This is a genomic window from Kitasatospora sp. NPDC089509 (assembly GCF_044749365.1).
GTDB lineage: Bacteria > Actinomycetota > Actinomycetes > Streptomycetales > Streptomycetaceae > Kitasatospora.
Map to the genome: position 1 here is coordinate 24,051 of NZ_JBIVHS010000008.1, position 24,852 is coordinate 48,902.

The following is a 24,852-nucleotide window of genomic DNA, read 5'->3' on the forward strand; positions in this document are numbered from 1 at the left end:
TTTGGTATGTACGATAGCCCCCATGACGCCAGCCCGTGGAGACCATGACGCCCGCCGCTCGGAGGTCTCCGAGGGGGTGTGGCGGGTGCTCTCCGCCCGGGGCTTCGAGGGGCTCACCCTGCGCGCGGTGGCGGCCGAACTGGGCGCCTCCACCGGACTGCTGACGCACTACTTCCCGAACAAGCGGGCGCTGCTGAGCCACGCCCTGGAGGAGCTGGACCGCCGCTCCGCCGACCGGCCCCGGCGGATGGCCCCGGCCGACGGCTCCGCGCCGCCGCCGGCCGGGCTGGCCCGGCTGCGGGCCGCGCTGCTCGACGTGCTGCCGCTGGACGAGGCGACCGAGTCCGGCAACCGGATCTGGGTCAGCTCCTGGGACATCGCGCTGGCGGACCCGGAGCTGGCGGCCGCGCACGCGGGGCGCTACGCCCGCTCGCGGGTGGCGCTCACCGGCCACGTGGCGGACGCCCAGCGGCTCGGCGAGCTCCCCGTCGGGGCCGATCCCGCCGGGCTCGCGGCGGCGGCGCAGGCCTTCGTGCTCGGACTGGTGGTGCAGTCGCTGTTCGCCCCGGCGGAGTTCCCGGCCGAGCGGCAGACCGCCCTGCTGGACGCCTATCTGGCGGGCCTGGCGGGTTCGGCGGGCTCGGGCGGCTCGGCCGACGCGACGGGTTCGGCCGACGGGACGGGTTCGGCCGGTTCGGCGGGTTAGCGCGGAGCTCCGGGGCGCCGTCGTCGGGCATTCGCCCCGGATTCACCGATCGGTCGACCGGGCCGTTCGAGCCTTCCCGGACTTAGGGCCGCTCCGGCCGTTCGGGCCGGGCGGTTTCGTTCAGGGGTGGGGGATTCGCCCGTAATTCCGGATTTCCCGCGCGAACGGGCTTTCGCGGCGGTCATGACACGCATTGTCACGGGTTATGTGCGGTGCGTACGGGATTACCCGGAGGTCCGATACGGCCACGGAAAGTGTTCACGTGCGCGGTGGCCTGCGGAATTGCAGGGTGGTGCCCCCAGCAGGATTCGAACCTGCGACCTACCGCTTAGAAGGCGGGTGCTCTATCCGCTGAGCTATGGGGGCGGGACGGACGGCGCCCTTGCGGGCGTGACCGTGGCCGGGATCGGGCGACGAGCGCTGTGGGCGCGCGTGGTCCGGCCCCGTGCCTGAGGGTGGGGGTGGGGGTTGGTGGGCCCTCGCCCTGTCGGGGACAGGATAAGGGTGTCCAGTTCCTCGGCCGGGTGTGACGACACCGTCGTTGGTGTGTCGGTTCGGTGGAGCGGTCCGATAATCGCAGGTGAAGACCGTGCGTGCAGCGGTCTGGGACAGTTCCGGGCCGGACGTTGTGCACTCGTTACGGGGCTGCCTCCCCACCCGTTATGGATTCGACACGGAGAATGTCCCGCCGCCGGTGCGGGTGGGGGGTCGTATTCGGCTTGCTCCGGTCGGATGACGTGCGCGGACGGCTCGGGTCCGGTCTTCCGCCGCGCTCCGGCCGGGGTCGCGATCTGCCGGTTTGTTGTCATGAGCGCGAAGAACGGGCGGCCTGGCGGTGTACGAAGGCCGAAATTCACCCCTGTGAGTGACTGCCGATTTTCACCCTGCCGATCGGCCTAGGAGTTGTCCACAGGATTTCGGAACGCGGTGGCCGGGATTTCTTCCGAGGCGCACTCTCGACTCGCACCGCTCGATTCCGTGCGGTGCATCGGTGGGAACGGAGGGTGGGTCGTGAGCGAGACGCATGTGACGGTGCTCGGCAATGTCGTGACGGAGGTGAGCTACGGGGAAACGGCCAGCGGGGTGCCGATGGCGAACTTCCGACTGGGCTGCACCGAGCGGCGCTACGACCAGGAGCGGGCCTGCTGGGTGGACGGCGAGACGCAGTGGCTGAGGGTGACGGCCTGGCGGGCGCTCGCGGTGAACCTGATCGGCTCGCTGGCCAAGGGTGATCCGGTGGTGGTGACGGGGCGGTTGAGGGTGCGGGAGTGGACGGAAGAGGGGGTGAAGCGCAGTCGGGCCGAGATCAGCGCCCGGTCGGTCGGGCACGACCTCACCCGTGGCACCTCGGCGTTCCGCTGGGCGACGGGCGTGCGCGGGCAGCCGCCGGAGTCGGTGGCGGCGGCCGGGGCGGGGGCGGCGGGCGAGCCGGTGCCCGGATGGATCGTCAACGCACTGGAGTCGCGCCGGGTCTCGGCGGTGGCCGCGACGCCCGGCCGGCCCGCGTCACCACCGGATCGAACGGCGGTGACGGAGCACCAGGAGAGGGTGTCCGAGGGGGAACGGGGAGGTGAAGGGGAGATGGTGCAGAGCTGATGGTCGAGTGACCCTCCCTGTCGACAAATATGTTGATCGAGAAGATCGTTGCGCCCGCACGCGCAATCTCGACCGGATAACGAAAAGTTGCGGAGCGATTCTGGCGGGGCGTCAGCTTGTGTGGAATCTGAGGGGGTTGATAACGATCGAGATACGGAATCGTCCTGATTTCGCATGGGGGTTTCGGGGCCTCTGGGGGTCAATAGGATTCGTACGGTTCATACCCGCAGCAGTGCCACAGGGGGCACGCGCGGTACGGCAAGTCGGCGGGCTGCCCACTCGGAGCGGCCTGGCCCGGAGGGATCCCAGATGTTCCAGAGGCAGGGGCGGAGTCTGTCCCGCATATCCACTGTCATGCTCACGACCAGCATCGCGCTGGGTGGTGGCCTGTTCGCGGCCGGTGCGGCGTCCGCGGCGGACACCCCGGCCTCGGGCGTGTCCGCGGTGGTGCAGAACTCGATCTTCGGCGAGAAGGTCGACGTCGACGGCAACACCTACGACGCGGGTCTGTTCACGCTCAAGACCGCCGACGGCGAGCTGAAGACCTACTGCATCGACTTCGGCTTCCCGGTGGACATCCGGAAGAAGATCCAGTACCAGGAGTCCGACTGGTCGGCGAGCTCCCTCGGCGCTCCCAAGCGCGCGGAGGCCGCCTCCAAGATCCGCTGGATCCTGGACAACTCCTACCCGAAGGTGTCGGAGAGCTCGCTCGCCAGCTCCCTCAACATCCCCGGCCTGACCGCCGAGGACGCCGCCGCCGGTACCCAGGCCGCGATCTGGAAGTTCTCGGACGGCAAGGACGCCTCCCCGCACAGCGACCGGGCCACCAAGCTGCGCGACTACCTGATCAGCGCCAACAAGGGCGTCGCCGCCGAGCCCAAGGCCTCGCTGAGCCTCACTCCGGACTCCGTCTCCGGCAAGTCCGGCAGCAAGCTGGGCCCGTTCGTCCTCAACTCCAGCGCCAACGAGGTCAAGCTCGCCGTCACCGGCGACGCCGCCGACAAGGCCAAGCTGGTCGACAAGGACGGCAAGCCGGTCGGCGCGACCCTCGCCGGGCCGATCGCCAAGGACACCCAGCTGTTCCTGGACGTCCCGGCCGGCACCCCGGACGGTTCGCTCGCCCTCAAGGCCGACGCCTCCACCGAGGTCCCCAGCGGCCGGGTGTTCCTCAGCAAGGGGTACACCGCCGACAACCACAGCCAGACCATGATCCTGGCGGGCTCCAGCAAGGTCGGCGTCTCCGCCGCCGCCAAGGCGACCTGGAAGCAGGGCAAGGGCGCGCTGATCGACAGCACCGCCAAGGTCGAGTGCGCCAACAACGGCGTGCGGGTCTCCGTCACCAACGGTGGTGACGAGGCCGGTACCGTCACGGTCGGCAAGCAGCAGCTGACCGTCCAGCCGGGCAAGACCGAGAGCGTGCTCGTCCCGGTCGCCGAGAAGACCGGTTACAAGATCACCGTGACCGGCCCGAACGGCTACAGCCGCGACTTCGAGGGTGTCCTGGACTGCAAGACCGGCACCGGCAACCCGTCCTCCGCGCCGACGACCCCGGCCACCACCGGCACCGGCACCGCCACCCCGTCGGGCACCCCGTCGGGCACCCCGAGCGCCGGTGGCGCCCACCCGGCCCCGTCGACCACCAGCGCCGCCCCGGGTACCGGTGGCCTGGCCCAGACCGGCGCCAATGACTCCACCCCGATCCTCGCCGCCGTCGCCGGTGGCCTGGTCGTGGCCGGTGGCGCCGCGGTCTTCGTCCTGCGCCGCCGTGGCCGTCACGGTCGCACCACCGCCTGAACCGCCTGAGCGGGTCGGGGGAGGCAGCGACCTCCTGAGGCCCTGAGAGCGGAACCGGCCCGGTTCCCCGCATCCGTTGCGGGGAACCGGGCCGCGCGCGTTCCGGGCCGTCGCGCGTTCCCGGGCAGGCCGGGGGCACCGCCGGGGCGGGCCGGAACCGGGTGCCGTCGCGGATACCCCGGTGGGGTCACCCGGGCGGTTCGGGGCTCCCGGCCGGGTGCGGCACAATGGAACGCTGCAAGACGAATACTCCCGACGACGCCGGAGCGATCTCACGTGGCGGAATACATCTACACGATGCGCAAGGTGCGCAAGGCGCACGGAGACAAGGTCATCCTTGACGACGTGACGCTCAGCTTCCTCCCCGGAGCGAAGATCGGCGTCGTGGGCCCCAACGGTGCCGGTAAGTCCACCGTGCTGAAGATGATGGCCGGCCTGGAGCAGCCCTCCAACGGCGACGCCTTCCTCTCGCCCGGTTTCACCGTCGGCATGCTGCTCCAGGAGCCGCCGCTCGACGAGACCAAGACGGTCCTGGAGAACGTCCAGGACGGCGTCAAGGAGATCAAGGGCAAGCTCGACCGCTTCAACGAGATCGCCGAGCTGATGGCGACCGACTACTCGGACGCGCTGCTCGACGAGATGGGCAAGCTCCAGGAGGAGCTGGACCACGCCGAGGCCTGGGACCTGGACGCCCAGCTGGAGCAGGCCATGGACGCCCTGGGCTGCCCGCCCGGCGACTGGGCGGTCACCAAGCTCTCCGGTGGCGAGAAGCGCCGCGTGGCGCTCTGCAAGCTGCTGCTGGAGGCCCCCGACCTGCTGCTGCTCGACGAGCCCACCAACCACCTGGACGCCGAGTCGGTGAACTGGCTGGAGCAGCACCTGGCCAAGTACAAGGGCACCGTCGTGGCCGTCACCCACGACCGGTACTTCCTCGACCACGTCGCCGAGTGGATCCTGGAGCTCGACCGCGGCCGCGCCTACCCGTACGAGGGCAACTACTCCACCTACCTGGAGACCAAGCAGTCCCGTCTCAAGGTCGAGGGGCAGAAGGACGCCAAGCGCGCCAAGCGCCTCAAGGAAGAGCTGGAGTGGGTCCGCTCCAACGCCAAGGGCCGCCAGGCCAAGTCCAAGGCCCGCCTCGCCCGTTACGAGGAGATGGCGGCCGAGGCCGACAAGATGCGGAAGCTGGACTTCGAGGAGATCCAGATCCCGCCGGGCCCGCGCCTGGGCAGCATCGTCATCGAGGTCGAGAACCTCTCCAAGGCCTTCGGCGAGAAGATCCTCATCGACGACCTGAGCTTCACCCTGCCGCGCAACGGCATCGTCGGCATCATCGGCCCGAACGGCGCCGGCAAGACCACCCTGTTCAAGATGCTCCAGGACATGGAGACCCCGGACAGCGGCAAGGTCAAGGTCGGCGAGACCGTCAAGATCAGCTACGTCGACCAGAGCCGCGCCAACATCGACCCGAAGAAGACCCTCTGGGAGGTCGTCTCCGACGGTCTGGACTGGATCAACGTCGGCCAGGTCGAGATGCCGTCCCGCGCCTACGTGTCGGCGTTCGGCTTCAAGGGCCCGGACCAGCAGAAGCCGGCCGGCGTGCTCTCCGGCGGTGAGCGCAACCGCCTGAACCTGGCGCTCACCCTCAAGCAGGGCGGCAACCTGCTGCTCCTCGACGAGCCCACCAACGACCTCGACGTCGAGACGCTCTCCTCGCTGGAGAACGCCCTGCTGGAGTTCCCCGGCTGCGCCGTGGTCATCTCCCACGACCGCTGGTTCCTGGACCGGGTGGCCACCCACATCCTCGCCTACGAGGGCGAGAGCAAGTGGTTCTGGTTCGAGGGCAACTTCGAGTCCTACGAGAAGAACAAGATCGAGCGGCTGGGCGCCGACGCCGCCCGTCCGCACCGGGCCACGTACAAGAAGCTGACCCGAGGCTGACACCCAGCTGTCACGACGGCCCGGCAGACTGCCCTCCGGGGCGGCCTGCCGGGCCGCGGCCCGTCACCGAGGTCCGGTGACGGGCGACCGGACACCGAGGAGAACACCCGTGGCTCGCCACATCTACGCCTGCCCGCTGCGCTGGTCCGACATGGACGCCTTCGGGCACGTCAACAACGTGGTCTTCCTGCGCTACCTGGAGGAGGCCCGGATCGACTTCATGTTCACCCAGGCCGCCGAGGCCGGCGCCGGGGAGTTCGCGGGCGGTTCGGTGGTGGCCCGCCACGAGATCGACTACAAGCGTCCGCTGGTGCACCGGCCGGAGCCGGTCACCATCGAGACCCGGGTGACCCACATCGGCAACGCCTCGCTGACCGTGTCCTACGACATCAAGGACGTCCACGAGGACGGCTCCGAGACGGTGTACGTCCAGGCCCGCACCGTGGTCGTGCCCTACGACCTGGCCGAGGGCCGGCCGCGCCGGATCTCGCCGGTGGAGCGGGAGTTCCTGTCCCGGTTCCTGGACGAGGCCCCGGTCGGTGCCGCAGTCTGAAAGTCCCCGGACCTGAAGGTCCCCGGACCGCCGAAGGACCTCCCAAGGACCCCCGAAGGGGTCCCGACGGACCTCTGAAGGATCCCCGAGGGATCCCCGAACCGACCGATTCGAGCTGAGCCGCGTTGACCGTCACCGCCCGCCTCGCCCTGACCGACACCGGTGAGGCCGCCGACCTGGCCGCCTTCCTGCTGCGCCTGTTGCGCTTCGACAAGGCGGCGGCCGTGCGGCTGCAGGCGGTCGGCCCGGTCGGGGAGGACGGCGTGCTGGCGGTCTTCGGGCGGTTGCCGCTGGGTGGCTCGGGCGCGCTGGCGATCCGTACCGCCCGGCTGGGCGGCCTGGACGAGCCGGTCGACCTGACCGTCTCGGCGGGCCAGCTGCTGGACGGCGTGGACACCGAGGCCGGCGCCCTCGCGCTGCCCGCGCCGGTGACCGGTCCGGCCTGGGCCGGGCTGCTGCCGCCGCGGGTCGGCTGGCGGCCGGTGGGGGCCCCGCCGGTGGCCGAGGTGTACCCCGAACTGATGGCCGGCGTGCGGGAGTTCCGCGAGCGCAGCGAGGCCGTGCCGGAGCACCACCGCACTCGGGCGGTGCTGGACCGGCTGGCGGACGAGATCTGGTCCCGGCCGGTCGGCGTGCTGCCGGAGCTGCCGTTGCGGGCGGTGCACGCCGCGTACGTGATCGGCTTCCTGAAGCCCGGCGCCCCGCTGTCGGTGCACCGGGCGGGCGGCTGGCTGCGGTTGAGCGCCCCGGCCGGCTCGGTGGTGGTGCGGACGGCGGCCGCGCCGGGCGCGGGGCTGGGGCTCAGCCCGCTCCGGTAGCGGTACCCGGTAGCAGTTACCCGGTGGCGGTGCCCGGTGGTGGTACCGGGCCGGTCAGCCCGGGGTGTTGATCATCGAGGCGGCGGCGTAGGTCAGGTAGTCCAGCAGCTGCCGCTCGTGCTCGGCGGACAGGTCCAGGCTGGCCACGGCGGCCCGCATGTGGGTCAGCCAGGCGTCGTGCGCGGCCTTGTCGACCTTGAACGGCGCGTGCCGCATCCGCAGCCGCGGGTGGCCGCGCCGGTCGCTGTAGGTGCGCGGGCCGCCCCAGTACTGCATCAGGAACAGGGCCATCCGCTCCTCGGCCGGCCCGAGGTCCTCCTCGGGGTACATCGGCCGCAGCAACTCGTCCGAGGCGACGCCCTCGTAGAAGCGGCGGGTCAGCAGCCGGAAGGTCGGCTCACCGCCGACCTGCTCGAAGAAGGTCTCCTCGCTGAACGTGCCTCGCCCGATCTCTGTCACCCGACCATGGTCGCAGACGCCGACGGGGTCGTACACCGGGACCAAAGGCGTACGACCCCGAGGGGGAAGGGCGTCAGAGCCGCCGGATCAGGCGTCTTCCCACTTGAACAGCTTCCAGGCGATCCCGGTCAGCACGGCCGCGAACAGCAGCAGGCCGCCCATGGTCGGCAGGGCGTCGGTGATCCCGCCGCCGCGGGTCAGCACGGTCTGGGCGGTGTCGACCAGGTAGTGCAGCGGCATGACCTTGGAGACGGTCTGCAGCCAGCCCGGGGCGCCGTCCATCGGGAAGAACGAGCCGGACAGGAAGGACATCGGCAGCACGATGATCTGCGAGATGCCGTTGGCCGCCTCCTCGGTCTTGGCGACCGAACCGGCGAGCAGGCCGATCGACATGAAGGCGAGCGTCGCGCAGGCCACCAGCGGGAGGACCAGCCACCAGTTGCCGGTGAGCTTGAGCCCGAAGAAGCTGGTGGCGACCACCAGGAAGACGCCGGTCTGCAGGAACGCGGTCAGCAGCGAGACCAGGATCCGGGAGCTGACCACCGTCCCGGCGCTGATCGGGGCCAGCCGCAGCCGGCGCAGCACCTTGGACCGGCGCCAGTTGACCAGGGTCAGCGCGGCGCCGAAGACCGCGCCGGTGGCGACGGCCCAGCCGAGCAGGCCCGGGGTGAGGAACTGGATCGGCTTGAGCGACTTGTCCTCGACCTGCTGGGCGTCCACCACGTAGGCGGCCGGCTGGTGGGTGGCCGCCTGGTTGGCGCTCTGGACCACCGAGTTGACGATGCTCTGGAGCGCGCCGGCCCGGACCTGGTCGGCGGCGGTGTAGCGGAGCTCCAGCTTGCCGTCCGGGCCCTGGGTGATCAGCGCGTCGTAGTCGCCCTTGCGGACCTTCTCCAGGGTGCCGGCCTCGTCGTCGGTCCTGGTGATGGTGAGGACCTTGTCCAGGCCGGCCCGCTCGTCGCTCGACATGGAGTCGAACAGCTTCACCGCGCCGACCTGCGCGACCTTGGCGTGCGGGCTGGCGGAGCCCTTGGTGACGGAGCCGAAGAAGACCAGGAACACCAGCGGGAACAGCAGGATGAAGAAGGTCGCCGTGCGGTCGCGCTTCATCCCGAGCAGCATCGCGCGGGACAGGCTCCAGAAGGCGCTGACCCGCTCGTGCCCGCCGGCGGCGTCGGCCGAACCGCCGCGCGGGGCGGGCGTCCTCGGCTCGGTGGAGGTCGTGGCGGTCATGCGCGGAACTCCCGTCCGGTGAGCTGGAGGAAGACGTCCTCCAGGGTGGCGCCGCGCACTTCGAGACCGCGCAGCGCGTTCTGCTCGGCGAGGACGCCGAGGACCGGGGCCGGAAGGCGGGTGGAGACGGAGAGCGAGACGGTGTCGTCCTCCAGGTTGGCGATGTCGGCGCCGGCCGCGGTGAGCAGTTCGCGGGCCCGCTCGACCGGCAGCTGGCCGGAGGCGACGGTGATCCGGACGGTGTCGTCGATCTCCCGGATCAGCGCCGCGGGGGCGCCGGTGTGCAGGACCTTGCCGTGGTCCATGATCGAGACCCGGTCGCAGAGCACCTCGGCCTCGTCCAGGTAGTGGGTGGTCAGCACGACGGTGCGGCCCTCGGCGTTGATGTCCCGCAGCAGGTCCCAGAGGTTGCGGCGGGCCTGCGGGTCGAGGCCGGTGGTGGGCTCGTCCAGGAAGACGAGCTCCGGGTCGTGGGCCAGTGCGCAGGCGATCGACAGGCGCTGGGCCTGGCCGCCGGACATCTGGTCGGTGAGCGTCCCGGCCTTGTCGGAGAGCCCGACCCGCTCCAGCATCGCGTCGGCCCGCCGGGGGCCGACCCCGTAGAACGACGCGAAGGTGCGGATGGTCTCCCGGGCGGTCAGTTTCCGGAAGAAAGCGGAGGCCTGGAACTGCACGCCGATGCGCGGCAGCAGTTTCGGATTGCGCGGCCAGGGTGCCATCCCGAGGAGCTCGACCCGGCCCTCGTCGGGCTTCCGGACCCCTTCCAGGATCTCCATGGTGGTGGTCTTCCCGGCGCCGTTGGGGCCCAGGATCCCGTAGAACTCGCCGGCCTGGACGGTGAGCGAAACCCCGTCGACGGCCTGCACATCCCCGTACCGCTGGCGGATGCCGTCAGCGGATATTGCAGCAGTCATGAGCCCTGAGAATAGGGGTTTCCGGGCGCCCTGTGCACACCGCGGACATGAATTTGCGGATTCCCTGAGGAAGTCGCCGGGGCGGGCGCCGGAGAAGTGCCGGAAAAGCCGGGCCGGGCGAAATGGTGAATTCCGCCCGGCCCGGCCGGAGTTGTCGCTGACTGACCCTCAACGGGTGGGTCAGGCGCGGTGCATGGTGATCGTCGTCCAGGCGCCGATGTGGATCCGGTCACCGTCGTTCAGCGGGACGGCGGTGTGCGGGGAGATCGGCTCCGCGCCACCGTTCACGGTGGTGCCGTTGGTCGAGTCCTGGTCCACCAGCACCCAGCTGCCGTCCGCCTGTTCGGCGAGCAGCGCGTGCTGGTGCGAGGCGCCCGGGTCCTCCGGCGGCACCGACAGGTCGATCTCCGGCACGGTGCCCCGGTGCTGGCTGCGCCGGCCGATCCGCAGCTGGCCGCGGCCGGTCAGCGGGATGCGGCGCTCGGGGCAGTACGGCGGGAAGAACAGGCCGGCCGCCTCGGGGCCGCTGCGGGCCATCATGTCGGTGAAGTAGTCGCGGTCGGCCGAGACCACCGCGATCCAGTTGGTCCGGACCGGCTCGGCCGGGACGGGCTCCGGCTGGGCGCCGGGCTGGGGCTGCGGCGGGGCCAGGTGGAAGGACGTGCCGAAGTCGCCGCCGCGGGTGTTCGGGCCGGGGCCGGCCGGCTGGGCGTACACCGGGCCGGAGTCCTCGCGGACCGGCGGCTCCGGGAAGGCGCCCTCCGGCGGCGGGTAGCCGTAGGTGTGCGGGAACTCCGGGGCCGGCGGCTGCTGGTGACCGGGCTGCTGCGGGTACTCCACCGGTTGGTACTCCGGTTGCTGGTACCCGGGCCCCGCCGGCGCCGGCGGGGCCTGCGGCGGCTGGGCGGGGCCGCCGTAGGCCGCCGGGATGTTCAGCGGCGGGGGCTGCGCGGGGCCGGGCGCGGGCGCGGGGGTGCCGGCGATCGGCGGCTGGCGGCGCGAGGGCGTGGACAGGTCGTAGTCGTAGCCGCACTCCTCGCAGAACCGGCCGGTCTGCGGGCTGCGGCAGATCGGGCAGACGGCCAGGCCCTCGGTGAGGCCCTGCGGCGCCCCGGGCGGCGGGACGGCCCCGGGCGGCGGGTAGCCGCCCGGCGGGGGGAACGCCCCGGGCGGGGGCGGCGGGACGGCCCCCGGCGGTGCCGGCGGGGGCGGCGGCGCCCCGAAGGCGGCACCGCCGTGCTGCGGGTGCCCGGCGGGTGCACCGGGCGTGGCGCCGGCGCCGGGCGCTCCCGGGTACCCCCCGTGGGCTCCGGGCGCCGGGGCCGGCGGGGTCATCGGGAAACCGCAGAAGTCGCACCAGTCCTCGGCCTGCGACTCGTGGCCCCTCGGGCAGATCGGCATCAGGTCCCCCTCGTTTCGGGCCGGTGCGGTGCGGCGTGGCGCCGGGCGGCCGGCCCGATCACGTCTTCAGCGGTCACTTCTTCACACGTACCGTCTTGGTCGACCGGGTCTCAAGGGTCATCGAGTCGGCCTCGCTCACGTTCTTACGGAACCGAACCGTACCCTCCTTCGGGTCGACCACGTCCACCACCTTCTGCAGCAGCTTGAAGGTGCCGTCGTTCCCGGTCGCGTGGGCGATCCGGACGGCGGCGCCGAGCTTGGCGGTGGCGGTGTCGACGTCCCCGGCGCGGTGGGCCTCCAGGCCCTCCTGGATGGAGGAGGCGAGCTCGGCCTGCCCGGTGTAGTGGGCGACCTGCGGGCTGATCCGGGTGGAGGAGGCCAGGTCGTCCGTCCAGACGGCCTTCACCAGGCCCTGGCTGAGCACCTCGGGGGTGCCGCCGCCGACCTGCGGGGGCAGCACCAGGCTGATCCGGGCGGCGAGCATCTCGTTGCCGACCGAGGCGGCCGGGACCTCAACGCAGACGTGGTAGTCGCGGCTCTCGTCGCCCCAGGAGCCGGTGGGGTAGTCGCCGGCCCGGGGCCCGGCCTCGGCCCGGCGCTCGGTGAGGTCCTCGACCGCGGGGGCGACCTGCTTGACGAACTTGACCGTGGCGTTGGCCGGGGTCCAGATCCGCAGCGCGACGTCGGCGACCTGCTTGCCCATCGCGCCGGCCATCATCGAGCGGAAGTCCTCGGCCAGGCCGGAGGGTTCGGCGACGATGTCGGTGGTGCCGAGCAGCGCGGAGGAGATCTTGCGCAGCTCGTCGATCCGCCAGTCGGTGCCGACGCCGCGGCAGTCGGCGGTGAAGTGGCCGGTGACCCGCTCGACGGTGCGGGCGAGGTCCTCGGCCGACTCGTGCTCGTTGTTGCCGTCGGTGAGCAGGATGGCGTGCCGGATGGCGATGTCGCGGCGGGTCAGGAAGAGCTTGTCGGCCTTGGTCAGCCAGGTGCCCATCGCGGTGCCGCCGGCCGCGGTGAGGCGGCGCAGCGACTCCTTGGCCTGTTGCCGGGTGCTCGCCGAGGCGGTGGCCAGGGTGCCGTCGCCGGGGTAGATGTCGCGGGCCTCGTGGGTGCCGGCGACGACGGCGAAGGCGGTGCCGTCGCGCAGGGCGTCGATGGCGGCGGCGGTGGCCTCCCGGGCGCCGTTGATCTTGGTCTTGGGGTAGTCCATCGACCCCGAGCAGTCGACCAGGATCACCACGGCCGCGTTGGCCTCGCCGCTCTGCGGGCCGGCGTCGGTGATCCCCAGCGGGCGGCCGCCGGAGGTGCCGCCACCGGTGGAGGTGACGGTGACGATGGCGTTGACCTCGCGGGCGCCGTCCGCCAGGTACTCGTTCTGGAAGATCTCCACGTCGAACCTGGGCAGGTTCGGCTTCGCCAGTGTTGCCATGGGGCGGTGGCTCCCGTCGGGTGAGGGGTGGATGCGAGAGGGTCGGTGGTCGGTCCGGCGGACGGGGGGACCGTCGGGCCGTGCGTGCGGCCGGGCGCGGTGGGTCGGTCAGGCCGTCGGCGGGTGCGGCGGCTGGGGCGGGACGGGCGGTGCCACGGGCGGGGCGGCCGGGGGTGCGGGCGGGACCGGCGGGAGGGACGGTCCGCCGGCCGGGACGGGCGGTGCCGGGGGCAGCGGGGCGGCGGGGGAGCCGATCACCGGGAGGTCCGGCAGGGTCGGGTCGTGGTCCTCGTCGTCCCCGGGGTAGCCCGCCGGGGCGCCGGCCTGCGAGTTGGCCGGGGAGTTGGCCGGGACGCCCGCGAGGACGGCCCTGGCCTCCGCCGGGGTGATCACCTTGAGGTCCAGCGCAGTCGGCGTCTCCTCGATCTCCGCCAGCGCGGCGGCGGAGGGTTCGATCGGCAGCACCGCGACGGTGATGTTGTCGTGCCCGCCGGCCGCGACCGCGAAGTTCACCAGGGACCGGGCCGCCGCGAGCGGCTCGGTGCGGGCGTCCGGGCGGACCCGGTACGCCAGGTCGGTGGCCGCCTCGGCGTAGTTCCACAGCCCGTCGGTGCAGATCAGCAGCACGCCGGGGACGTGCGGGGTGAAGTCGAGGGTGTGCGGCACGACCTCCTCGGCGTCCGCGCCGAGCCAGCCGGTGATCGCGTGGGCGCGCGGGTCGGCGTAGGCCTCGGCCTCGCCCATCAGCCCGGCCTCGACCATCCGGGCCGCCCAGGAGTCGTCCTGGGTGAGCCGGAAGGGCTCGGCGGCGGCGCGGTCGTCCGGGATCCAGTAGGCCCGGGTGTCGCCGACCCAGCCGATGGTGATCCGGCCGTTGGCGGCTATCGCGCTGACGTAGGTGCAGGCGGGCGCGTTGAGGTCGGGGCGGGCCGGGCCGGGGCCGGCGGCGGCCAGGGCGGCGACGGCCTCGGCCGCGTCGGCGATCGCCGCGCGCATCGCCTCCGCCGGGTCCCGGCCGGCCTCCAGCGAGCTGAGCAGGGACTCCGAGGCGGCGTCGACGGCGGTCTCCGAGGCCTCGTCCGGGCGGTCGGAGGAGGAGACGCCGTCGCACACCACGGCGACCACGACCGGCTCGCCGCCGGGCCGCGAGGTGGCGGCGACGGTGAAGGAGTCCTCGTTGCGGTGGTGCCGGATGCCGCGGTCGCTGACCCCGGCGACGCCGGCGAGGGACTTCTCCATGTGGTCGCGCGGGCGCGGCTGGGCGCTGCCGCAGCCCTCGCAGTAACCGTCCTCGGTGACCTGCGCCTGCCCGCAGTTGACGCAGACCGGCCCGCGCTGCGGCGGGACGGCCCCGCCGCGGGCGGCGGCCCAGCTGACGGGCATCGCGCCCGGGGCCGCCCGACCGTCCCGGCCGGCCCCGCAGCGCCCGCAGTAGGCGTCCTCCGGCTCCATCGGCTCGGAACAGCTCGGGCACTCGGTCTGCTGCGGCATCGGCTACACCCACGTCCTGGGGCGGGCCCGGTTGGCCCGTTCCACCATCTCGATCCTGGTCTCGGCCCGGTCGGCCAACCGGGCTAGTACCCGGTAGGACTGTTCCAGGGCGAAGCGCAGTTCCCGCTCCACGGCGGGACGTCCCAGTACCACCAGGCCGGCGCCCTGCTGGCCCCCGGTCGAGCCGGCGCCGACCCAGTCGAGGGCGGTGCCGAGCACCTCCACCGAGAGCTCCTCGCGGCGGCGGTCGTCCAGCCGCAGCGCGGTCAGCTGCTCGGAGCCGGCCGCGAGGTCGACGGCCAGCGGGTCGGTGGCGGCCCGCTCGCGCAGCCGGGCGCGGACGGCGGCGATCCGGGCGGCGGTGTACTGGCTGGAGGTGGCCGGGACGGACTCCAGGACGCGCACCGCGGCGGGCCGGTCGTCCTCGGTGAGGCGGACCCGGGCCAGGCCGAAGGCGGCGCTGAGGTAGGACCGGTCGGTGGTCCACACCAGGCGGTAGAACTCGGCGGCGTCGCCGCCGTCGCCGAGCAGTTCGGCGCAGATGGCCAGGGCGAGCTTGGGCGCGGCCTCGCCCGGGAAGGCGTCGTAGACCGCGTCGAAGGCCTCGGCGGCGGCCCGCAGCTGCGGTTCGGTGGAACCCGTGGTGGTGCCGACCAGGGCGACCAGGCCGCGGTACCAGACCACCCGCCAGTCGTCCGGGTGGTCCCGCTCCAGTTCGGCGAGGGCGTTCACGGCCGTGCCGTGGCGGCCGAGTTCGAGCAGGGCACGCAGTTCGCGCAGCCGGCTCTCGACCGAGACGGCGGGGGCGCCGGCCAGGGCGGCGAGTGCCTCCTCGGGGTCGGTGGCGAGCAGGGTGGCCAGGAAGCCGGCGTTGGGGTCGCCCGGGTCGACCCGGGGGACGGGCAGCGCGAGGGCGGCGGCGGCCGGGTCCAGGGCGGTCACCCGGAGCTGTCCGGGCTGGTCGGCGGGCAGCACCAACTCGGTGTCCACGACGCGCAGTTCGGGGCCGAACAGGGTGGAGGGTGCGGGCCGGGGCCGGTCGTCCTGGAGGGCCAGGATCTCCCGCAGCACGCCGGTCAGCTGGTCGGCCATCTCCTCGGCGGAGGAGAAGCGGCGGGCCGGGTCCGGGTCGGTGGCGCGGACCAGGAAGCGGTAGTACGACTCGTACCTGGCGAAGACCTCGACGTCCTCGGGGCCGGGCAGCGAGTCGCGGTAGGTGCTGCTGTAGCCCTGGAAGTCGAAGGTGAGCACCGCGAGGGTGCGGGCCACGGTGTAGAGGTCGGAGGCGGGGGAGGGGCCGTCGGTGGCGATCTCCGGGGCCTGGTAGCCGATGGTGCCGTAGATCGGGCCGTCGTCGTCGAAGCGGCGGACCGCGCCCATGTCGATGACCTTGAGCGTGTCGCCGCTCTGGATCACGTTGTCGATCTTGAAGTCGCAGTAGATCAGGCCCCGGCTGTGCAGGTAGCCCAGCGCCGGCAGCGCCTCCAGCGCGTACGCGATCGCCTGCTCGACCGGCAGCGGCTCGCGCCGGCCGTCCGCGGTGCGGCGGTCGTTGGCGATGTCCTTGAGCGACTTGCCGCCGACGAACTCCATCACGATGTAGCCGTCGGTGGAGCCGGTGCGCAGGTCCGGGTGCTCGGCGAAGTTGATGATCCGGACGATGTTCGGGTGGTCCACCTCGGCCAGGAAGCGCCGCTCGGCGACGGCCGCGGCGAGCGCGTCCTCGTCCCCGGTGTCCAGCAGGCCCTTGAGCACCACCCACTTGTCGTTGACCCGCCGGTCCACCGCCAGGTAGATCCAGCCGAGCCCGCCGTGCGCCAGGCAGCCGACCACCTCGTACTGCCCGCCGACCAGGTCGCCGCGGCGCAGCTTGGGGGTGAAGGAGTACGGCGTGCCGCACTTGGTGCAGAAGCCGTCCGGGCGGCCCGGCTGGCCGTTCTTCTCCCGGCCCACCGGGGCCTCGCACTTGGAGCAGAACCGCTTGCGCTCGGGCACCTCGGGGTTGGCCAGCACCGCCAGCGACGGGTCGGCGGTCGCCACGGTCGGCACGGTGACCAGGCCGGCGCCCAGCCGGTTGCGGGTGCCCGCGCTGACGCTGCCGCGGGTGGAGCGCACCGAGACCGAACGGCTGCTGCCGGTACGGGTCGAGCGGTGCGAGCGGGAGCGGCCGGACATCGAGCGGCTGCTGCCGGTGCGGGTCGACATCGAGCGGTGCGAGCCGCTGCGGGCGGAGTCCGGGGTGACCCGGGCGGACGGGACGTAGGGGTGGGTGACGCCGGTGTCGGCGCCGGGCGGGGTCAGGCCGCACTCGTCGCAGTAGTTGTCCGCGTCGATGGTGCCCGAGCAGTCCCGCGGGCACGGGGAGCCGGGGCCGGTGGCGGTGGCGGTCGGCGGGGGTGCCGCCGCTGCCGCTGCCGTCGTCGTCGACGTCGCCGCGGGCGCCAGCCCGCACTCGTCGCAGTAGCCGTCGGCGTCGATCCTGCCGTTGCCGGAGCAGTCCGGCCGTACGCACGTCTCGCCCATCAACCTCAGCCCCCCTGTACCTGTCCGTCGACCGGCGTCTGGCCGGCCGCCCCGTGTGCCTGTGCGCCCTCGGCCGCCCCGTCGCGGGCGGCCTCGTTCTGGGCCGGGCGCAGTGACTGCTGGAAGCGGGCCACCGCGGCGGCCGCCGCCCGCAGGTCGCAGGGCGCGCTCCAGAGCAGCCAGCGCGCCTTCTCGTACCGTTCGATCACTTCCGGGTCCTCGGCGACCCGCATCCGGGCCGCCATCGCCTTGTAGGCGTCCAGCCGGCCGCGCAGCTCGGCCCGCACGGCCAGCGGCTGGGTGACCTCGGTCAGCGAGTGCCGGGCCCGGGCCAGCTCCTTGGCGGCGGCGTCCTCCAGCGCGTCCAGCAGCGGCGCCAGCCGGCCCCACTGCCCGCCCTGGCGCAGCTCCAGCGCGGTGACGATCCGTTCGCGCAGCGCCGAGGCCGGGCCGGGCACCGCCGGCACGTCGCTGGCGGCTATCTTCGCCAGCACCTCGCCGCGGGCCCGGCGGGCCTCGGCCAGGGTGGCGTCGGCCCGCTGGAGCAGGTCGCCGACGCCCTGCAGCCGCTCCTCGGCGTCGTCGCGCAGCCGCAGCAGGTTCTCCAGCTCCAGCCGGACGCCGTCCAGCGCCCGCCCGGCCAGGTCGAAGCGCTCGGTGTCCACCACCCCGGACGGGGAGGCGAAGGCCTCGCCCTCGGGCACCGTGCCGCGCTGGGCGGGCACCCGGGCCGGGCGCCACAGCGCCAGCGGGTCCTCCCGGACCTCGGTGCGCAGCTCGGTGAGGTCGCGTTCCAGCCCGGCCAGGTCGTCGCCCAGCGGGTGGCTGCCGGTGCGCACCCCGAGCGAGCCCGCCAGCGTCCGCACCCGCTGCAGTTCGGCCAGCAGCAGGTCGATCCGGGCGGGCAGCGCCGACCAGACCGCGTCGGCGGCGCTGACCACCTCCAGCACGGTGGCGTACCAGGAGTTCATCCGGACCATCAGCGCGTCCAGGCTGACCCGCTCGACCAGCTTGGCGGGCGCGCCCAGCAGCTGCGGGCCGTCCGGCACCGCGCCGCCCGGGACGGTCACCGCGTCGCCGGTGAGCAGTTCGCTCAGCTCGGCGAGCTCGGGCCCGCCGGGCTTGGCCTTGCGGGCCCGGACCGCGCGGGCCGAGGCGAGCGCCTCGGAGTAGCGGTCGAACAGCGCCCAGAGCAGCGGCAGGCCCTTGCCGGCGACGGACCAGCGCTCCAGGGTGCGGCCGGACAGCTCGGCGCCGTCCAGCAGCCGCAGGCCCGGGTGGTCCTGGAGGGCGAGCAGCGCCGATTCGACCGCGTCCCGCTCCGCGCCGAGGCGCGCGAGCGCGCGGTCCACCTCCTCCCGGCTCAGTACCGGGCCAGCCGATGCCGCCACCGCGGTGTCCTTCCTTCCTCGCGTGCGAAGCCGTCGCGTGCGACGTGCGATCCCACGACAACCCCCCGTTGTCCACCACCGGTCTCCCCGTGGTGATCGTCCCGAACCCTAGCCGGTGGCCGTTCGGGCGGTGCGGGCGCGGGGCGTCAAGACGGCGTCAACGCCCCGCGCCGGGCCCGGTCCGTATCCGACCGGTGCCGTCCGGTTCGGTGCCGGTGCCGTCCGGTGCCGTCCGGCTCAGTGCTGCACCGGCCAGAAGTGCTCGGCGTCGTTGACCATGTACGGCTTCAGCCAGCGGTCGTAGCTGCGCCCCCAGTCGCCGCTGGTGTGGTAGTCGGCCAGCACCTGGTTGACCCGGGCGGTGAGGTCCGGGCTGCCCTTGAGCATGGCGACGCCGATCACCTCCGGCTTGAGGTCGCCGTCCACGATCCGCACGGTCTGGTCCTGGGCGGCCTGACCGGCCGCCAGACCGGCGTCGGTCATGGTGGCGTCGACCTTGCCGAGCTGCATCAGGACCAGGCAGTCCAGCTGGTTCTCCACGACCGTCAGGTGCGCCCCGGCGTCCTTCTTGGCGCCCTCCTTGGCGGGGTCGAAGACGTCGGCGGCCGTCGAGCCCTTGGCGACGCAGACGTTCTTGTGGTCGACCGCCTCGTCCAGGGTCTTCGCCGGGGAGGTCCTGGGGACCACCACCCGCTGGGTGATGCTGAAGTACGGCTTGGAGAAGGCGACGTCCTTCATCCGGTCGCAGCTGATCGTCATGGTGCGGACGATCAGGTCGACCCGGCCCAGCTTCACCGCGTCGACCCGGTCGGCGGTGGCCACCGGCTTGAGCACCACCTTCTCCGGGTCGCCCATGATGGCGGTGCCGATCGCCCGGGCCAGGTCGATGTCGAAGCCCTCGATCTGACCGGTGTTCGGGTTGCGGGCACCCCAGCGGTAGCTGTTCTGGTCCACCCCGATCACCAGGCTGCGCTTGGCCTTGATGGCCTTCACGGCCGGGCCGTCCGCGGAGCTCGGCGGGACGCTGGCGTAGACGTCGCAGGTGTCGGACTGGTCCTGGGCCTGCTGGACGGCCTGCGGCGCGCTCAGTGCGGCGGCGCGCGGCGCGTCGCCCGGGGCGGTCGGGGCGGCCGGTGCGGCGCCGGAGGGGCCGCCCCCGCCGAGCACGGCCGCGCAGGCGGCCAGCACGGCCAGTGCGGCGGCGCTCCTGGTCGGTACGGTTCTGGTGCGCATGGTCTCCGTTCCCCCTCTACCGGTACTCGGCGAGTCGTCGGCCCAGGCCGCGCAGCGCGGCGGCCGCGGCCAGCACGCCGAGCACCGCGGCCGCGCCGGCCGCCAGCCGCAGGTCCCCCGCGGTGCCGTCGGCGGCGGCCTCGAACCGGGCCTGTTCGATGTCGGCGGCCTGGGCGAGCGCCCGGTCGGTGGCGTTGAAGGCGGCGTCGGCGGTGCTGCTGCCGTCGGTGGCCGACACGGTCAGGTCCAGCGCGCCCTGGTAGTCGGCGTTGTCCACCTCGGCCTTCTGGGCGGCCTGCTGCTTCAGCTGCCAGCTGTCGTACGCCGTCGCGGCGGTGTTCAGGGCTTCGCCGGCGGCGCTGGGGGCGAGCACCATCGCCAAGGACAGCGAGCCGCCGCGCTGGGCCATCGGGATCGTGCTCTTCGGGTCCCCGGCCAGGCGCTTGGTGAGGTCCGTGTACTGCACGGCGTAGGTGGCGGTGGAGCCGCGCGCCACCAGGTTCAGGTTCTCCGCCAGCCGGGCGGTCAGCGCGTCCACCCGGGCCGAGTTGAGCGCCCGCAGCGGGGTCGCGCCGTCGTGGTCGCTCTTCGCCAGGTCCGAACCGGTGGTCAGCCCGGCCACGGCGAGCCAGGCGGTGCCGGCCAGCACGGCGGCGGTGGCGCCCAGCAGGCCGATGTTGAACACCCGATTGGTGCGGCGGAACAGGGTCAGCTGCACCCAGCCCAGCGCGGCCAGGGTGAGCACCACCAGGACGTACGCCCCCCACGGGGTCGACCGGGCCGCGGCGTAGTCGTTCGCCAGCTCGTGGGTCTCTATGGTGTTCAGCTCGGCGGCGGCCGGCAGCAGCACCGTCTGCATCTGCTCGGAGGCGTACCGCAGGTAGGCGCCGCCGAGCGGGATGCCCTGCCGGTTGTCGGCCCGCGCGGACTCCACCAGACCGGCGTACACCGGGAGTTGCTGGTTCAGCCGGGTGAGCGAGTCCTGGGCCGGCGAGGTCGCGGTGGTCCGGGCGGCGGCCTGGGAGATCAGCTTGGCGGCCTGGGCGAGGTCCTGCTCGTAGCGGGCCCGGACGTCCTTGGGCTCGGCACCGGCCAGCAGGAAGCCGGAGGCCGCGGTGGTGGCGGCGTCGGCCAGCGAGCGGTGGATCTCCGCCGCGTCCCGGCTCAGCGGCCGGCTGTACGACACCACCCGGTCGGCGGCCTGCGCCCTGGTCTCCAACTGCCAGGCGGTGAGCCCGCCGAAGGCCACGGTGAGCACCGCGAGCACCACCCCGGCGAGCCGCAGCCGCCCTGGGGGCGTACGGGTGGCCTGCGCCAGCCGGGCGCGCACGCCGCGCACCCCTCGCTCCGGCGCACGCCCCCCGGGGCGCCGCGCGGGCGGCACGGCGCCCGGTCTCGGCGGCTGCGCCGCGGAGCCGGGCGGAGCCGACACCGGGCGTGCCGCCGGAGGGCCGGACGCGGAACCGGACGGAGCCGCCCCCGGTACGGCCGGTGGCCCGCCCGGCCGTGCCGGGAACGCGGCGCCCGGTGCGCCGTTGCCTACTGGTGATGCCACCCGCCTCATCCTCCCCTGGGGGCCGGACCCGACACCCGGGGCCCGACCGATGGCAGCAGTATGGCCGTGACTTCCGCCGACCACACCCGAGTTGCGCTGATCTTGAGCATGTCGTGCCCGGTTCCCGCGCGCTCCCGTCCGGTCCGTACCGCTCCGGCGACCCGCCCGTACCGCTCCGGACGACCCGACGGGGAGGCGGCGATCCGTGCGACGCCGACCGCGCCCCGCACGGTTCCGCGCCGCGCTGATCCCGGGCCCGACACCCCCGCGCTCCGTACCATGGGCCCCATGCGACTCCTTGGAACGATCTCGCCCGACCGCCCGCTGCTCGTCGTCGCGGTCCGCGAGGAGGCCGCCCACCTCGACGACCGGCTGCCCGTGCTGCTCACCGGGATAGGGAAGGTCAACGCCACCGCGGCGCTCGCCACCGTGCTGGCCCGGGACGAGCGGCCCTCCGAGGTGATCAACCTCGGCACGGCCGGCGCGCTGCGCCCCGGCTGGGAGGGCATCCACCACGTCGTCCAGGTGATCCAGCACGACCTGAACACCGCGGTCCTCCAGGACCTCACCGGCCGCAGCTACGGCGCCCCGCTGGTGGTCGGCAAGGGCGACGGCCCGGTGCTGGCCACCGGCGACCTCTTCGTCGACTCCCCGGAGGCGAAGCAGCGGCTCGCCGAGCACGCCGACCTGGTCGACATGGAGGGCTACGCCGTGGCCGCCGTCGCCCACCGGGCCGGGGTGCCGGTGCGGCTGGTCAAGTACGTCAGCGACGAGGCCGGGGACGGCGCCGCGCGCACCTGGCGGGAGTCGGTCGACGGCTGCGCCCGAAAGCTCGCGGACTGGGTGCACGCCCAGGGGTGGTGACGGTTCGTCGGCTCTGCTCTGCTCGGCTCGGCTCCGGCGGCTAGGGTGGCGCGGTGACCGAGAACACCGCGCCCCGGGGCGCCGCGCCGAGCAAGCTCTCCGACAGCCGCCCGCCGTGGGGCAACACCGATGAGCGGACCACCCTGCTGGCCTTCCTCGACTACCTGCGCGAGGCGGTGATCGGCAAGCTGGACGGCCTCGGCGAGGAGGCGGCCGGGCGCCCCGGCGTCGCCTCCGGCACCAGCCTGCTCTGGCTGGTCCGGCACCTGACCGTGGTCGAGCTCAACTGGTTCGAGTACGCCTACGGCGGGTCGGGGGAGAAGCCGCTCGACAGCGAGGAACTCCCCTCCGGCGACGGCACGGTGGCCACGGCGGTCGCCGCCTACCGGGACGCCGTCGCCCGGGCGAACGCGGTGGCCGCGGCCGCCCCGGACCTGGACCGGCCGGGCGTGCGCTCGCTGCGGCCCGACGTCACCGAGGGGCCGTCGCTGCGCTGGGTGCTGGTGCACATGATCGAGGAGACCGGGCGGCACGCCGGGCACGCGGACATCCTGCGCGAGCAGCTGGACGGGGCCGTCGGGCGCTGACGGCCGGCGGATGTGTCGTCGCAGCCTCGTAGGGTGACGGCCATGTCCTTCCTGGAGCGCCTGCGCGCGACCCCCGCCACCGTCGACTACCTGCTCTGGCCGGGGGACTTCTCCCTCGACGCCTACTCGCACGTCGAGGACGTCGTGCTCGCCTCCGGCGAGGCCCTGGAGGAGGTGGCCAAGTGCGGCGCGGGCGGCACCTTCTTCCTGTGCGGCGAGGGCGGCGACGAACGACCCGTGCTGTACGCCGACTCGGAGGGCGGCGCGGCGCTGATGGCGGTCGGGTTGGAGGAGGCGGTCCGGCTGCTGCTGGCGCTGCCGTGGTGGCGGGACTGCAGGCGGCTTACCGAGGAGGAGAGCGCGGCGGCGGCCGAGGACTACCTGGCGGACGAGCCGGACCTGCTCGCCGACCGGGACGCGGCCGCCGCCGCGATCGGACTCGAAGTGCCCACCGTGGCCGAGGCGTTGGAACGGCTGCGGGAGGTCGTGTTCGGCCTCGGGCCGTCCTATGTGCTGCTCAACGCGGCGGAGGGCAACGCGTACGAGCCGCTGTTCCGGGCTTAGCGCCGGCTAGGCCCTGTCCGGCCGTGGAGGCGGTCGGCCAGGTCCCGGGCGGCCGCGGCCTCCGGGGTGCCGGCGGCGGCGAGGTGGGTGAGCAGCCGGAGCACCTCTTCGTACTCGGTGCGGGAGAGCGGCACCTCGCCGTCGCCGAGGCTCACGCTGTCCGCCTGGATGACCTGGCCGACGATGCTGACCCCGCCGGTGATCACGTTCCTGCCCATGGTTCCCCCCACTGAAGTGGCTTTGTCGAAGCGACGTTTCGCCACCCAGGCTAGGCCCGTGCGGGGCCGTGTGGTGGGAGTCGGCCGGATCAGAGGATGCGGCGCAGGAGACGGGACTTGAGCGGGGTGAAGGGCGGGTAGGCAGGGCGGAGCGGGTCGGCGAGGAGGGGCTTGTCGAGGACGGACTTGGTGTGGCTGAAGGTGTCGATGGAGTGGCGGCCGTGGTACTGGCCGAGGCCGCTCTCGCCGACGCCGCCGAAGGGCAGGCCGGGGACGGCGATGTGGGCGTTGGGGACGCCGAAGGCGAGCGCCCCGGAGGAGGTCTCGGTGGTGAGGCGCCGCTTGGTGGCGGCCGAGGCGGTGAAGGCGTAGAGGGCGAGCGGCTTGTCGCGGGCCGTGATGAAGGCGATCGCGGCGTCCAGGTCGGGGACCCGGATGATCGGGAGGACGGGGCCGAAGATCTCCTCGCGCATCACCGGGGCGTCGGGGTCGACGTCGGCGAGGACGGTCGGGGCGAGGTAGCGGTCGGCGCGGTCGTGGTCGCCGCCGGTGACCGGGCGGCCGTCGGCGAGCAGCGCGGTCAGCCGGTCGAAGTGCCGCTCGTTGACGATCCGGCCGTAGTCGGGGCTGTGCGCCGGGTCGGTGCCGTACATCTCGCGGATCGCGGCGGTGAGTTCGGCTTCGAGGGTGGGCGCGGTATCGCCGATGGCGAGGACGTAGTCGGGGGCGACGCAGGTCTGGCCGGCGTTCATGAACTTGCCCCAGGCGATCCGGCGGGCGGCGGTGGCGAGGTCGCTGCCGGGTTCCACGACGACGGGGCTCTTGCCGCCCAACTCCAGGGTGACGGGCGTGAGATGACGGGCGGCGGCGGCCATGACGATCCGGGCGACGGTGCCGTTGCCGGTGTAGAAGACGTGGTCGAAGCGCTGTTCCAGCAGGGTGGTGGTCTCCGGTACGCCGCCCTCGACGACGGCGACGGCCTGCCGGTCGAGGGTGCGGGGCAGCCAGTGGGCCAGGGCGGCGGAGGTGGCCGGGGCGAGTTCGCTGGGCTTGACCACCGCGCAGTTGCCCGCGGCGAGCGCACCGACCAGCGGGGCCAGGGCGAGCTGCAGCGGGTAGTTCCACGGGCTGATGATCAGCACGGTGCCCAGCGGTTCGCGCACGGTGCGGGCCCGGGCGGGCTGCAGGGCGAGCGGCACCGGGATGCGGCGGGGGCGCAGCCAGCGGTCGAGGTGGCGCAGGGTGTGGTCGATCTCGTTGATCGTGAAGCCGATCTCGGTGGTGTACGCCTCGGCGGCGCTCTTGCCGAGGTCGGCGTGCAGGGCGGCCGTGAAGGCGGCCTCCTGGTCGACCAGCAGGCGGCGCAGGGCGCGGAGTTGGGCCTTGCGCCAGGCGAGCGGCTTGCTGCGGCCGGCGGCGAAGGCGGCGTGCAGGCGGGTGACGGTCGCGGCGACGTCGGCGGGCGCGGCGTCGGTGGCTGCGGTGCCGGTGGCCGTGGTGCCGGTGGCTGCGGGGCCGGTGGTCGCTCCCGGGTCGGGCAGGGCTGCGCCGGGCATGGCTTCGGTGGAGAGGCTCATGCCGC

At 73.4% G+C, this 24,852-nt stretch carries 21 protein-coding genes and 1 tRNA gene; 9 read left to right on the top strand and 13 right to left on the bottom strand.

What is annotated here, in order from left to right; all coding sequences use genetic code 11:
* The first annotated feature begins 22 nt into the window (after positions 1-22).
* Positions 23-706, top strand: coding sequence for a TetR/AcrR family transcriptional regulator (locus tag ACIP4P_RS18885; RefSeq protein WP_400919847.1), 684 nt, complete (start codon positions 23-25; stop codon positions 704-706).
* A 290-nt stretch (positions 707-996) separates the two neighbouring features.
* Here ACIP4P_RS18885 and ACIP4P_RS18890 read toward each other — a convergent pair.
* Positions 997-1,072, bottom strand: a tRNA-Arg gene (locus ACIP4P_RS18890).
* Positions 1,073-1,717: 645 nt separating this feature from the next.
* Here ACIP4P_RS18890 and ACIP4P_RS18895 point away from each other — a divergent pair.
* The 5 genes from ACIP4P_RS18895 to ACIP4P_RS18915 all read left to right on the top strand — a co-directional run bounded on the left by ACIP4P_RS18895 (position 1,718) and on the right by ACIP4P_RS18915 (position 7,408).
* Entirely contained in the window at positions 1,718-2,302 is a 585-nt protein-coding gene (locus ACIP4P_RS18895; protein WP_400919849.1) for a single-stranded DNA-binding protein, read from the top strand.
* 354 nt (positions 2,303-2,656) lie between these two features.
* Complete coding sequence (locus ACIP4P_RS18900) at positions 2,657-4,096, top strand: Cys-Gln thioester bond-forming surface protein (protein WP_400919851.1); 1,440 nt, start codon at positions 2,657-2,659, stop codon at positions 4,094-4,096.
* Between the two features lie 276 nt (positions 4,097-4,372).
* The gene (ettA, locus tag ACIP4P_RS18905) at positions 4,373-6,037 is read left to right on the top strand and encodes an energy-dependent translational throttle protein EttA (protein WP_350511788.1); all 1,665 of its coding nucleotides are present in this window, start codon (positions 4,373-4,375) and stop codon (positions 6,035-6,037) included.
* Between the two features lie 109 nt (positions 6,038-6,146).
* Complete coding sequence (locus ACIP4P_RS18910; RefSeq protein WP_400919853.1) at positions 6,147-6,590, top strand: acyl-CoA thioesterase; 444 nt, start codon at positions 6,147-6,149, stop codon at positions 6,588-6,590.
* 125 nt (positions 6,591-6,715) lie between these two features.
* Entirely contained in the window at positions 6,716-7,408 is a 693-nt protein-coding gene (locus ACIP4P_RS18915; protein ID WP_400919855.1) for a hypothetical protein, read from the top strand.
* Between the two features lie 54 nt (positions 7,409-7,462).
* Here ACIP4P_RS18915 and ACIP4P_RS18920 read toward each other — a convergent pair whose 3' ends face one another.
* The 10 genes from ACIP4P_RS18920 to ACIP4P_RS18965 all read right to left on the bottom strand — a co-directional run bounded on the left by ACIP4P_RS18920 (position 7,463) and on the right by ACIP4P_RS18965 (position 20,821).
* Positions 7,463-7,867 (bottom strand): globin, encoded by a 405-nt coding sequence (locus tag ACIP4P_RS18920; protein WP_400919857.1) that lies wholly within the window; start codon positions 7,865-7,867, stop codon positions 7,463-7,465.
* An 87-nt stretch (positions 7,868-7,954) separates the two neighbouring features.
* On the bottom strand, positions 7,955-9,100 hold the full coding sequence (locus tag ACIP4P_RS18925) for an ABC transporter permease (RefSeq protein ID WP_400919859.1): 1,146 nt from the start codon (positions 9,098-9,100) through the stop codon (positions 7,955-7,957).
* Positions 9,097-10,014, bottom strand: coding sequence for an ABC transporter ATP-binding protein (locus tag ACIP4P_RS18930; protein ID WP_400919861.1), 918 nt, complete (start codon positions 10,012-10,014; stop codon positions 9,097-9,099). Before ACIP4P_RS18930 ends, ACIP4P_RS18925 begins: the two co-directional genes overlap by 4 nt.
* A gap of 180 nt (positions 10,015-10,194) precedes the next feature.
* Positions 10,195-11,415, bottom strand: a complete 1,221-nt coding sequence (locus ACIP4P_RS18935) for an FHA domain-containing protein (RefSeq protein ID WP_400919863.1) — start codon at positions 11,413-11,415, stop codon at positions 10,195-10,197.
* A gap of 73 nt (positions 11,416-11,488) precedes the next feature.
* Positions 11,489-12,844 carry a VWA domain-containing protein gene (locus ACIP4P_RS18940; RefSeq protein ID WP_350511781.1) on the bottom strand — a complete coding sequence of 452 codons (1,356 nt, stop codon included), beginning with the start codon at positions 12,842-12,844 and terminating at the stop codon, positions 11,489-11,491.
* Between the two features lie 108 nt (positions 12,845-12,952).
* On the bottom strand, positions 12,953-14,335 hold the full coding sequence (locus tag ACIP4P_RS18945) for a protein phosphatase 2C domain-containing protein (RefSeq protein WP_400919866.1): 1,383 nt from the start codon (positions 14,333-14,335) through the stop codon (positions 12,953-12,955).
* Positions 14,336-14,338: 3 nt separating this feature from the next.
* Entirely contained in the window at positions 14,339-16,858 is a 2,520-nt protein-coding gene (locus ACIP4P_RS18950) for a tetratricopeptide repeat protein (RefSeq protein ID WP_400919868.1), read from the bottom strand.
* Positions 16,859-16,863: 5 nt separating this feature from the next.
* Positions 16,864-18,249, bottom strand: a complete 1,386-nt coding sequence (locus ACIP4P_RS18955) for a hypothetical protein (protein WP_400919870.1) — start codon at positions 18,247-18,249, stop codon at positions 16,864-16,866.
* Positions 18,250-18,486: 237 nt separating this feature from the next.
* Positions 18,487-19,482: a transporter substrate-binding domain-containing protein gene (locus ACIP4P_RS18960; RefSeq protein WP_400919872.1), complete on the bottom strand. Its 996-nt coding sequence runs from the start codon at positions 19,480-19,482 to the stop codon at positions 18,487-18,489.
* Between the two features lie 16 nt (positions 19,483-19,498).
* Positions 19,499-20,821 carry a hypothetical protein gene (locus tag ACIP4P_RS18965; RefSeq protein ID WP_400919874.1) on the bottom strand — a complete coding sequence of 441 codons (1,323 nt, stop codon included), beginning with the start codon at positions 20,819-20,821 and terminating at the stop codon, positions 19,499-19,501.
* Positions 20,822-21,325: 504 nt separating this feature from the next.
* Here ACIP4P_RS18965 and ACIP4P_RS18970 point away from each other — a divergent pair.
* Genes ACIP4P_RS18970 through ACIP4P_RS18980 form a run of 3 tightly spaced genes read left to right on the top strand, consistent with a single transcriptional unit; the run spans position 21,326 to position 23,052 of the window.
* Complete coding sequence (locus ACIP4P_RS18970) at positions 21,326-21,901, top strand: nucleosidase (RefSeq protein WP_350511775.1); 576 nt, start codon at positions 21,326-21,328, stop codon at positions 21,899-21,901.
* Between the two features lie 53 nt (positions 21,902-21,954).
* Positions 21,955-22,488 carry a DinB family protein gene (locus ACIP4P_RS18975; RefSeq protein WP_400919876.1) on the top strand — a complete coding sequence of 178 codons (534 nt, stop codon included), beginning with the start codon at positions 21,955-21,957 and terminating at the stop codon, positions 22,486-22,488.
* A gap of 42 nt (positions 22,489-22,530) precedes the next feature.
* Positions 22,531-23,052: a hypothetical protein gene (locus ACIP4P_RS18980; protein WP_400919878.1), complete on the top strand. Its 522-nt coding sequence runs from the start codon at positions 22,531-22,533 to the stop codon at positions 23,050-23,052.
* On the opposite strand, the gene ACIP4P_RS18985 is transcribed toward ACIP4P_RS18980, so the two are convergent.
* Positions 23,049-23,270 carry a hypothetical protein gene (locus tag ACIP4P_RS18985; RefSeq protein WP_400919880.1) on the bottom strand — a complete coding sequence of 74 codons (222 nt, stop codon included), beginning with the start codon at positions 23,268-23,270 and terminating at the stop codon, positions 23,049-23,051. The genes ACIP4P_RS18980 and ACIP4P_RS18985 overlap by 4 nt on opposite strands.
* Before the next feature lie 89 nt (positions 23,271-23,359).
* Positions 23,360-24,847, bottom strand: a complete 1,488-nt coding sequence (locus ACIP4P_RS18990; RefSeq protein WP_400919882.1) for an aldehyde dehydrogenase family protein — start codon at positions 24,845-24,847, stop codon at positions 23,360-23,362.
* Between the last annotated feature and the right edge of the window lie 5 nt (positions 24,848-24,852).

Excerpts from the sequence above, each read along its gene's own strand:
- ACIP4P_RS18900 (WP_400919851.1), top strand. The coding sequence starts at position 2,657 with ATGCTCACGACCAGCATCGCGCTGGGTGGTGGCCTGTTCGCGGCCGGT.
- ACIP4P_RS18985 (WP_400919880.1), bottom strand. The coding sequence starts at position 23,270 with ATGGGCAGGAACGTGATCACCGGCGGGGTCAGCATCGTCGGCCAGGTC.
- ACIP4P_RS18990 (WP_400919882.1), bottom strand. The coding sequence starts at position 24,847 with ATGAGCCTCTCCACCGAAGCCATGCCCGGCGCAGCCCTGCCCGACCCG.
- ACIP4P_RS18970 (WP_350511775.1), top strand. The coding sequence starts at position 21,326 with ATGCGACTCCTTGGAACGATCTCGCCCGACCGCCCGCTGCTCGTCGTC.
- ACIP4P_RS18960 (WP_400919872.1), bottom strand. The coding sequence starts at position 19,482 with ATGCGCACCAGAACCGTACCGACCAGGAGCGCCGCCGCACTGGCCGTG.
- ACIP4P_RS18925 (WP_400919859.1), bottom strand. The coding sequence starts at position 9,100 with ATGACCGCCACGACCTCCACCGAGCCGAGGACGCCCGCCCCGCGCGGC.
- ACIP4P_RS18980 (WP_400919878.1), top strand. The coding sequence starts at position 22,531 with ATGTCCTTCCTGGAGCGCCTGCGCGCGACCCCCGCCACCGTCGACTAC.
- ACIP4P_RS18935 (WP_400919863.1), bottom strand. The coding sequence starts at position 11,415 with ATGCCGATCTGCCCGAGGGGCCACGAGTCGCAGGCCGAGGACTGGTGC.
- ACIP4P_RS18950 (WP_400919868.1), bottom strand. The coding sequence starts at position 16,858 with ATGGGCGAGACGTGCGTACGGCCGGACTGCTCCGGCAACGGCAGGATC.
- ACIP4P_RS18930 (WP_400919861.1), bottom strand. The coding sequence starts at position 10,014 with ATGACTGCTGCAATATCCGCTGACGGCATCCGCCAGCGGTACGGGGAT.
- ACIP4P_RS18885 (WP_400919847.1), top strand. The coding sequence starts at position 23 with ATGACGCCAGCCCGTGGAGACCATGACGCCCGCCGCTCGGAGGTCTCC.
- ACIP4P_RS18945 (WP_400919866.1), bottom strand. The coding sequence starts at position 14,335 with ATGCCGCAGCAGACCGAGTGCCCGAGCTGTTCCGAGCCGATGGAGCCG.
- ACIP4P_RS18940 (WP_350511781.1), bottom strand. The coding sequence starts at position 12,844 with ATGGCAACACTGGCGAAGCCGAACCTGCCCAGGTTCGACGTGGAGATC.